We start from the raw sequence: 9,819 nt of genomic DNA on the forward strand, positions 1-9,819 counted from the left end.
TCATTTTCTTTGCCGACGTCTCTTATAATTCTACTGTTGCAACTGGCGCATTTGCTGCCAATTTACCAGTATGTTCGACCTTAACGGATTTAATCGCATCTGCATTTGTGAAGACAACAATTGTTGAAGTTTCACGACCAGCTGCACGGATTGCATCAAGGTCTGCTTCCACCAAGAGGTCTCCAGCAGCCACTGTTTGACCTTCAGAAACTTTAACCTCAAATGGTTTTCCTTCAAGACTAACAGTATCTAGACCGATGTGAACCAAGACTTCCAAACCATTATCTGTTACCAAACCAAGGGCATGTTTGGTTGGGAAGACGCTAGTAACTTTACCAGCAACTGGTGAAACGATGTGGCCATTTTCAGGCTCAACTGCAAATCCGTCACCCATCATTTTTTGTGAGAATACAGGATCTTTCACATCTTCGATGTTGATCACTTCACCATCTGCAACGGAATGCACTTCATCAGTTACCCCTTTAAAGGTTGCTTCAGCTTTTTGAACTGCTGTCATTTGGCTAGGAAGTGTTTCAGGAATAACTTCACCCGAATCAAGAACGTCTTGGATATCAGATTTCAATACGTCAGCTTTAGGTCCGTAGATTGCTTGGACACCTTGTCCTTTCATGACAAGACCCATAGCGCCTTCAGCTTTCCATTGTTCTTCTGTTCCGACTTTTTCAGCGTCCTTAACGGTTACACGAAGACGAGTCATACATGCGTCAACGTCTACGATATTGGCACGTCCACCAAGAAGGTTGATGATGTTAATGACTTGTGAGCTTGCTGAGCTTGTAGCAGCACCTGCTGCTGCACCATCTCCTGCAGGGGCATCATCATTTTGTTCATAGTTACCGTTACGTCCTGGAGTCGCATAATTGAATTTCTTAATCATGAAGTTGGCAATGAAGTACATGATAAATCCAAAGAGGACTGTTACCCATACAAAGTTAAAGATATCTAATGCCAAACCAGCGTTGATGGCCATTGGAGTACGTGTCAAGAATTCGATTGAACCGAATGAGTGAACACGAAGGTTAACCAAGTCAGCCATTGCAAAGGCAGCACCTTGAACAAGAGCATAGATGATGTACAATGGTGTAGCAATAAACATGAACATGTATTCAATTGGTTCTGTTACACCTGTCAAGAATGTTGCAAGGGCAGTTGCAAAAAGCATCCCTTTGTATTTTTCTTTTTTATCTGGATCCACATTGCGGTAGATGGCAACCACAATACCCATCAAAATACCAAATGATCCGATCATTTGACCAACTTTGAAACGAGCTGGTGTGTAGGCATGAAGCAAGTGTTGGTATTGGCTAGGATCAGCTTTCTTCAAGTTGACAAGGTCTGTTACCCAAGCCAACCAAAGTGGATCTTGTCCAAATACAGTTGTTCCTTTGGCAGCACCTGTAAGAACTTGGTAGCTACCACCCAATTGAGTATAGTTGATTGGAATGGTCAACATGTGGTGAAGACCAAACGGCAAGAGAAGACGTTCCAAGGTACCAAACAAGAATGGTGCCAATACTGGAGCTGTTGATTGTGAGTTGGCGATCCAGACACCGAATCCATTAATTCCTGATTGAACCACTGGCCACAAGGCTGCCAAAACCAAGGCTGTAAGAGCTGAACGAACGATAACAACGAATGGGACAAAGCGCTTCCCGTTAAAGAAAGAAAGGGCTTCTGGAAGTTTACGGTAGTTATAGTATTTATTGAAAGCAGTTGCTCCAACAAAACCTGAGATAATCCCTACAAACACCCCCATATTAAGTGCCGGTGCTTCAAGGACACTAATGAAGTAGTCTGCAACTTTAATTGATCCACCTAAGATCGTGTGAACGGTAGCATCCTTATCGGCCAACATTGCAGATGTCACTCCGAAAACTGCACCGGTAATACGGTTAATCAAGATGAAAGAGAGACCAGCCGCAAAGGCACCCCCAGCACGCTCTTTGGCCCAGCTACCACCGATAGCGAGTGCAAAGAGGATGTGAAGGTTACCGATAACCCCCCAACCGATTTGTTCGAGAATTCCACCTGTAATAACAAGTGGAGATAAATTCGGGTTGATCATAGGGATTGATTTCCCGATTGAAATCATCAACCCAGCCGCTGGCATGACAGCGATAACGACCATCAAGGCCTTACCAAACTTCTGCCAGAATTCAAAGCTAAATAAACTTTTGAATGATCCTTTATTCATCATTCAACCTCCTTATATTGTTTAAGGCTTTTGTTTTTAAGAAAACGTTTGCGCTTAATTTGCTTCTAGTATACCATATTTTAAAAATTTGTAAAGCCTTACATTCATTTTTTTCTCCAAATTTTATCTTTTTTTATCTTTTTTAAGCCAAATCCTTTTTAAAACCCAGCCTTTCCAAACGCAAACGTTTCCCTTGGGGCATAAAAATATTCGAACCCTCTAAGGGTTCGAATATTTTATTCTAATGCGTCTTGCATGGCATAGCCAATCCCACGAACGGTCTTTATATAGCTTTTTTGACCGGGTAGATCAATTTTCCCACGGAGATAACGGATATAAACGTCAACAATATTGGTCTCCCCCGTACTCTCGTACTTCCAGACACTTTCCAACAACTGATCTCGTGTCACCACTCCCTTGCTTCCCATCAGAGTCGCTAGGAGGTCATATTCTCTGCGGGTCAAACTAATCATGTCTTCCCCACGATAGACGGTATGGTGTTCCACATCAATGCGCAGATTGCGGTATGAGGTTGGAATTTTCATCTGGCTACAATGTTGGTCAATATAATCACGTCCTCTAAAAATCGCTGTGATCTTATCGACTAAATCGCTGATAATAAAGGGTTTGACCATATAGGAAACAGCAAAGCGCTGAATACTCTCTTGGTGCTCAGCAATTTTTTCGCGGCTATCCAACACAATCAAAACAGAAGCTGGGCGAATCTGACTGATTTCCTCTGCGAATGCTTCACCCGACATATCTGACAGATCGTAATTAAACAAGATCAGATCATATTTGGTCGCAGTAATCAAAGCCAGACCCGCTTTTCCATCCTCGACCACATCAACTTGATACCCCTCTTTTTGAAGTTCCAAATCAATAAAGCGAGCGATTTGCTTCTCATTTTCTACTAGTAGAACTCGTTTGACCATAGAGCAAGATTATTTTTCGTCGTACCAAGAATAGTGGAAAGTACCTTCTTTGTCTTTACGTTGGTAAGTGTGAGCACCAAAGTAGTCACGTTGTGCTTGGATCAAGTTTGCTGGAAGATCAGCTGAACGGTAGCTATCGAAGTAAGTGATGGCTGCTGAGAAGGTTGGTACTGGTACACCGGCTTGAACAGCAAGAGCTACGATATCACGAACTGATTGTTGGTACTTAGCAATGACATCCAAGAAGTACTCATCCAATAGAAGGTTAGCAAGATCTGCATCGCGATTGTAAGCATCTGTGATCTTTTGCAAGAAACGAGAACGGATGATACATCCATCGCGCCAGATAGATGCGATGTCCGCAAATGGCAAGTTCCAGTTGTTTTCTTTAGAAGCAACACGCAATTGCGCAAAACCTTGTGCGTAAGAGATGATTTTTGAGAAGTAAAGGGCTTGACGAATTTTTTCGATCAACTCAGCCTTGTCTCCTTCAAATTTGAATGCAGCTGGTTTTGGAAGAACCTTGCTAGCATGTACACGTTCTTCTTTGTAGGCAGAGATGTAACGGGCAAATACTGACTCCGTGATGAGTGACAATGGCACACCAAGGTCAAGCGCTGATTGGCTCGTCCATTTACCAGTTCCTTTGTTTCCTGCAGCGTCCAAGATGTAGTCTACGATTGGTCCATCTTGACCTTCATCGTCTTTGCGTTTCAAGATATCCGCAGTGATTTCGATCAAGTAGCTGTCCAATTCACCCTTGTTCCATTCAGTGAAGATTTCAGCCATGTTTTCTGCAGAAAGACCAAGCAAGTGTTGCATGAGGTCATAGCTTTCTGCGATCAATTGCATATCCCCGTACTCGATCCCGTTGTGGACCATTTTCACGTAGTGACCAGCTCCATCAGGACCGATGTAAGTCACACATGGTTTTCCATCTTCAGGTGCTTTTGCAGAGATTTCTTCAAGAACGTCAGCTACCAAGTCATATGCTTCTTTTTGCCCACCAGGCATGATAGAAGGACCTTCAAGGGCACCTTTTTCCCCACCAGATACACCAGTACCAATAAAGTTGATTCCTGAGTTCGCCAATTCTTCATTACGACGGATGGTATCTTTATAGAAAGTATTTCCTCCGTCGATCAAGATGTCACCTTTATCCAAGTGTGGAAGAAGGGCTTGGATAGTTGCGTCTGTACCAGGTCCTGCTTGAACCATGAGCATGATACGACGTGGTTTTTCGATTGAGTTTACGAAGCTTTCGATATCATAGCTTGGCACAAAGTTTTTATCAGGATGGCAAGCAATCACATCTTCTGTTTTTTCTTTACTACGGTTAAAAATGGCAACTGTATAGCCACGAGATTCGATATTAAGGGCAAGGTTACGACCCATTACGGCCATACCAACAACACCAAAGTTTGCTTTAGTCATGTGACACTCCTCTTTATAGTTTGCCTTTATTCTACCATTTTTCCTCCTCAAAAGAAAGCAGAAAATAGCTTCCCGCCTTCTACAAGAAGGAGAAGCTCCTGCAAATCATTTGATCTTGAAAACAAAAGTGCCCGAGAAACAGTTCTCAGACACTTTCTTAAGAATGGCATTAATCTTCTTTAGAAGCTAACTCCTCTGCTTCAATGACCGGTTGTTCTCCTTCTTTGAGTTTATTGACCGTCATATTAACTCCAAGAGCTCCTGCTAGCAATTGACGAATATCAAATCCAGCTCCTTGAGAGACTTGGTCGATACTTTGCATAATATCGCCCACCATCTTAGAAGCATTGCCTTCCCCGTACATGGTGATCTTATCAACCTTGGTTAATGGTTCTGCGACAGCACGCGCAATTTCAGGCAACTTGTCAACGACCATTTCAGTAATGGCTGCTTCTTGCATTTTCTTCATTGCTTCGGCCTTTTGGTCTAAACCTTTGGCTTCAGCTTCCAGTTTCAAGCGAATGGCTTCAGCCTCAGCACGACCTTTGGCTTCAATAGCTTCAGCCTCTTGCAATTGGGCAAATTTCTCAGCTTCGGCTTGAGCTTTTCGAGCTTCGGCTTCTTTTTGTGTTTCGAAGAGTTCTGCTTCCGCCTTGCGTTGGCGTTCAATCAATTCTGCTTCTGCAGCTTGTTGACGCGCATATTTTTCAGCTTCAGCTTGTTTGCGGATGTTGGCATCCAATTCTTGCTCACGAACCTTAACTTCGCGCTCTTTGACTTCCGCTTCTTTTTCCTGTTTCATGATATTGGCTTCGGCTGCCACGCGCTCTTGTTCACGACGTTGCACTTCTGCCTCAATCCCTTTAGCGGCATCTGCTTTTGCTTGGGCAATATCTGCTTCTTGCTTGAGGGCTGCTTGTTTGAGTTTTAATTCGTTTTGTTTTTGCGCGATTTCAAGATCGGCAGCGACGCGTTTGTCGTTGGCCAATTTATCTTGTTCTGCTTCGACTTCCTTGCGTTCGCGTTCTGCTTTGGCTTTGGCAATCAAGGCATCTTTCTTAATGGTTTCAACATTTTCAATCCCGAGGTTATCGATGACTCCCCCTTCATCAGAGAAGGATTGAACCGTAAAGGCGATGACTTCTAGACCCATTTTAGCCAAGTCTGGCGCTACGTTGTCTTGCACTTTTGAGGCAAACTCTTGACGGTCATTGACCATCTTACGTAGTTCCATCTGACCGATCACTTCCCGCAGGTTTCCTTCCAAGACATCTTGAACAGAGTTGGAAATATCTGTCGTATTCCAGTTCAAGAAGTTTTCTGCAGCCCGGGCAATCATTTCATCGGTTGTACCAATTTTTAATTTAACAGCCGCATCGGCACGGACGTTAATGAAGTCCAATGTTGGGACTGCTTCTGACGTCCGAACATCTGTCGAGAATTGCTCAATATCAAGATAAGAGCGTTGTTCGACAAAGGGAATCATAAAGCCAGCTTTCCCACGCAAGTGACGTTGCTTCCGAAGACCGGTAATGACCACGACTTCGTTGGGTTTAGCGTTCACATAACCTTTAACAAGCAAAATCAAAATAATAACTGCGACTATTAGGCCGGTAATCAACCAACCTGGAATAAATAAAGTATCCATACTTTTTCTCCTTTTTAGAGGTCTCCCCTCTGTTGTTTATTAATCCTAGTATATCAAAAGAAGGCCTTTCCTCAAAGAAAAGACCTGTATTTATGTCTAAATTTATCAAATGCAATCTCTAGCTTATTCTTCGTCAAACAAGCCATTTAGACCGGCGAAAGGACTGTTTTCTTCTTTCTTAATCGCTTGAGCGGCTTGGTATTCTTCTTCGGATAGGATTTTCCAATCATTGCCTTCGATAAAACCTTGTCCAGCCTCTTCTTCTGGAGTGAGAACCTTGAGAGGAATATTGAGCAGAATATTATCCGCTACACTCTCACTCAGGTCAATCTTCCCACCTTCGATTGGAAGGATCAAGTCTTCCTCTAGGGCCTCGATATCTGCGTCAGACTGTACATCCTCCGCAAACACCTCTGTTACAGGATAGCTCTCTTGAAGCTCAACAGGCTCCATGCTTCGGCTAGATGCCAAAACGATGGTATAGCTCAACTGGTAATCCAAGACATAGAGGCCTGTATCATAGGCTACTCGTCCTGTCGCTGTCACATTCTTTAAATCAAGAATTTCTGGATTACGCTTTTGCAATTCTTTGAGCAAATCCAACTCTTGATCAAAGGCTAGTCCTTCAGGATTTTTACGGATTTCTTGTGTAAATAGGTTCATTCTTTTGTCCTCAAATCTTCTAGATACTACTAGTATATCATGAAGCTGCCCCTCAACCAAGAAGTCTCCTCAAAAATTTGTTATAATCATGAAAAAAGATACAGTAACTAGGCCAATTGGTGTTGTACACAAGGTCCCACCATCTCTTGGACAAAAGAGGGTCACTGGCTAGGGCATTGTTAGATAGAGGAGAATTCATGAAAGAAATCGGAGCTGTTTTTCGGCAAATACGTGAAAGTCGCCACATCTCTCTAGAGGAGGCTACGGGTGGCGAATTTTCGCGCTCCATGCTATCTCGATTTGAAAGAGGGGAAAATGACCTGACCACGCAACGGTTTTTTCAGGCCCTTCAACAGATCAAAACCAGCCTCAGTGAGTTTTCCCATCTAGCTGGAATCGATCAGCACTCTTTTATTCCCAAATTGTTGAAAGAGCACTATGAAAACATGAGCTTGGAACACGACCAAGCCTTGTACCAAAGCTACCAGCTAGCCTATCAGAAACATCACAAAAAAGAAGACCTCTTAGCCAGCATTATTCTCAAAGTCCAAATGCTTGGCTTCTATCCTGAGGTGGAGCTCACCGCTAGCCAAGAGGAACTGGATTTCCTCCATGATTATCTCTTCTCTGTCATGATCTGGGGAAATTTTGAATTAAACCTGTTTTCTCTGACCTCTCCACTTTTCTCTAGTCAGCTCTATCGACAATACACAGAGGAGTTGGTCCAACGGGAGGATTTCAAGCTTCTCCTAGATTCCTCTCGTCCTGCCATCAATTCTATTTTCCTTAATGGCTTTTTTATCGCCATTAGTTCAAATGAATTTGAAGATGCATCTTTTTTTGATCACCTAATTAACGACCACTTTTACTCTGAGAACGAAGCCTACCTTCGGACGGTTTATCTCTACGCCAAAGGAGAATTTCTCTATCGAAAGGGAGAAAAAGAAATCGGTCTTGAAAAGATGGAACAGGCCATCCAGGTTCTCTCTATTCTGGATTGTAAGGACAGTGCCAACTACTACAAACAGGGCATGCAAGAACTCATCAAGGAATCCTGAAAAGAGAGTGGGACAGAAATCGGTAATTCGTTAGAATTCGATTTCGTCGTCCCACCTCCGCACAGTTGAGTAGGGCTGTAAAAGCTGATGAAATCAGCGTAGTAGAGCCCACTCAACCACTGCGTCTTGCTCGACAATCCAAAAATAATTGAGAGGCTAGGACTTTTGTCCCAGCCTTTTTTGTTGAAAATATGCAACATTTATTTTTTCTTGTTTTTTAGGTTTACAATAGGACTATCAAGTAAAGAAAGAAGGTTCTTCCCATGATGACCAAACTAAAAAACCACTTCCTCCGCTTTCTTCTCTCACATACCAGCGTTTATCTGAAGGATCAGGAACTTCTTCTCTCTGATGATGAGAAACTAGACCTCTTCAAACAGATCGTTCGATCTATCAAACAAGTCCTAGCAACTGATCACGTGAAGGAGGAAGGCTCATGAAACTCTTAGCTCGTAATAAAATTTTTGCCTTACTTAGTCTTTCTCGTTTTTTGAATACCCTTGGCGCTGCCATCTACAATCTGGTCTTTGTGGTCTTTGCTGCCAGTATGCCGCAACCGAGCCTAGCAGTTGGCATTGCCAATCTCATTGTATTTATTCCTAGCCTCTTTACCATTTTTGTCGGGATGAAGGCTGACCGCACGAAGAAAAAAGCTAACTGGTTGATCCGCATTGGCTATCTTCAAGCTATCCTCTTCATTCTTATTGCTCTCATGACCAAGATTCCGGGTTACCTAGCCTTTTCGATTGTTTGCTTTTTAAACATTATTTCAGATTGTTTGAGTGATTATCGCGGAGGCTTGCAACTCCCTATCATGAAAAAGAACATCCCAGACGAGGATTTAATGGAGGCTTATTCCTTCAACCAACTGCTTAGTATGGTCTGTTCGATTTCTGGACAAGCTCTAGGAGTTTGGCTGCTAGCTATCAGCCATCAAAATTTTGCCCTGGTCGCTTCGATCAATGCAGTGACTTTTCTCCTGTCTTCTACCTGTCTCTTGATTAGAAAAAAGCAGCTGACACATGCTCCCGTCATTGAGCCCAAAAGTAAGAATTCTTTGGTACACGAATGCCAAGAGATGTACCAGAACGCCAAAAGTATTTTTGCAGATGAGGAGGTTCACCACTTTGGCAAGTTGCTCTTCTCATTGGTTCTCATCAATGCCCTTGGGGGATCCATCTCAGGTATCTACAATTTGCAACTGCTTCACTCCCCCTTCTTTCAGTTGAGTTTTAGCCAATCCCTCTTGATCTTAGAGGCTGTGACTATTTTAAGTATGGTCTGGGCTAGTCTGACACCCCACGATTATTTTTCCAAGCAATCGCTCCACCATACCCTCCTGTGGATCGCAGGTGGACTGACCATGCTTGGGCTTACAAACATCCTGATGCACTGGGACATTCTTTCCCTTCTACTCATCACTTTCCTTGGTTATCTTGTAGCAAAAATCAACCCAAAAGTTTCCAGCCTTTTAATGAGCAAATTACCCGCTGAAAAATTAGCTTCTACCTCTAGCTTTTTGGGACTGATGGTCAGCTTTGCCATGCCACTTGGGACAGCTCTCTTTTCTAGTCTAGCTATATGGAGCCTTCCCCTAGCTTGGGAGATCTTTGCCATCCTTGGTTTCACTACCCTCCTCTTAACTACCAAATAAAAAATCCACCGTTTGGTGGATTGAGTTTAAAGACAAAGTTATCTTTTATACAATTCTATTAACTTCTATAAAGATAAATACTTTTTATTCTTTAGAGTTATTCAATCATCTACTGAAACTTTCCGCTGTGAGAAAAGTGCTAGAAACAAGGTTGTTTCTAGCACTCGGAATTATTGAGACCATAGGCTCAATAATTAGTCATGGAACTTCAT

At 42.8% G+C, this 9,819-nt stretch carries 8 protein-coding genes; 3 read left to right on the plus strand and 5 right to left on the minus strand.

Going from position 1 to position 9,819, the window contains the following annotated elements; translation table 11 throughout:
- Window positions 1–22: 22 nt before the first annotated feature.
- The 5 genes from HMPREF2685_RS08745 to HMPREF2685_RS08765 form a co-directional block, all read right to left on the minus strand.
- The gene (locus HMPREF2685_RS08745) at window positions 23–2,218 is read right to left on the minus strand and encodes a PTS transporter subunit IIBC (RefSeq protein ID WP_083279716.1); all 2,196 of its coding nucleotides are present in this window, start codon (window positions 2,216–2,218) and stop codon (window positions 23–25) included.
- Window positions 2,219–2,451: 233 nt separating this feature from the next.
- Complete coding sequence (locus tag HMPREF2685_RS08750) at window positions 2,452–3,150, minus strand: response regulator transcription factor (RefSeq protein ID WP_049483336.1); 699 nt, start codon at window positions 3,148–3,150, stop codon at window positions 2,452–2,454.
- Window positions 3,151–3,159: 9 nt separating this feature from the next.
- Window positions 3,160–4,584 (minus strand): NADP-dependent phosphogluconate dehydrogenase, encoded by a 1,425-nt coding sequence (gene gndA / locus HMPREF2685_RS08755; RefSeq protein ID WP_070466421.1) that lies wholly within the window; start codon window positions 4,582–4,584, stop codon window positions 3,160–3,162.
- 169 nt (window positions 4,585–4,753) lie between these two features.
- A complete protein-coding gene (locus HMPREF2685_RS08760; protein ID WP_003005145.1) occupies window positions 4,754–6,232 on the minus strand; it encodes a flotillin family protein in 1,479 nt (492 codons plus the stop codon).
- A 123-nt stretch (window positions 6,233–6,355) separates the two neighbouring features.
- Window positions 6,356–6,895: a YceD family protein gene (locus tag HMPREF2685_RS08765; protein WP_003005275.1), complete on the minus strand. Its 540-nt coding sequence runs from the start codon at window positions 6,893–6,895 to the stop codon at window positions 6,356–6,358.
- Between the two features lie 197 nt (window positions 6,896–7,092).
- On the opposite strand from HMPREF2685_RS08765, the gene HMPREF2685_RS08770 reads away from it, so the two are divergent.
- From HMPREF2685_RS08770 to HMPREF2685_RS08775, 3 genes are all read left to right on the plus strand, one after another.
- Complete coding sequence (locus HMPREF2685_RS08770; RefSeq protein ID WP_070466424.1) at window positions 7,093–7,953, plus strand: helix-turn-helix domain-containing protein; 861 nt, start codon at window positions 7,093–7,095, stop codon at window positions 7,951–7,953.
- A gap of 263 nt (window positions 7,954–8,216) precedes the next feature.
- Complete coding sequence (locus HMPREF2685_RS10735) at window positions 8,217–8,393, plus strand: hypothetical protein (protein ID WP_173019072.1); 177 nt, start codon at window positions 8,217–8,219, stop codon at window positions 8,391–8,393.
- Window positions 8,390–9,607 carry an MFS transporter gene (locus HMPREF2685_RS08775; RefSeq protein ID WP_070466426.1) on the plus strand — a complete coding sequence of 406 codons (1,218 nt, stop codon included), beginning with the start codon at window positions 8,390–8,392 and terminating at the stop codon, window positions 9,605–9,607. The genes HMPREF2685_RS10735 and HMPREF2685_RS08775 overlap by 4 nt, the downstream gene beginning before the upstream one ends.
- Window positions 9,608–9,819: the final 212 nt, after the last annotated feature.

This window comes from Streptococcus sp. HMSC074F05, from assembly GCF_001808725.1.
In the GTDB taxonomy this organism is placed as follows: Bacteria; Bacillota; Bacilli; order Lactobacillales; family Streptococcaceae; genus Streptococcus; species Streptococcus parasanguinis_I.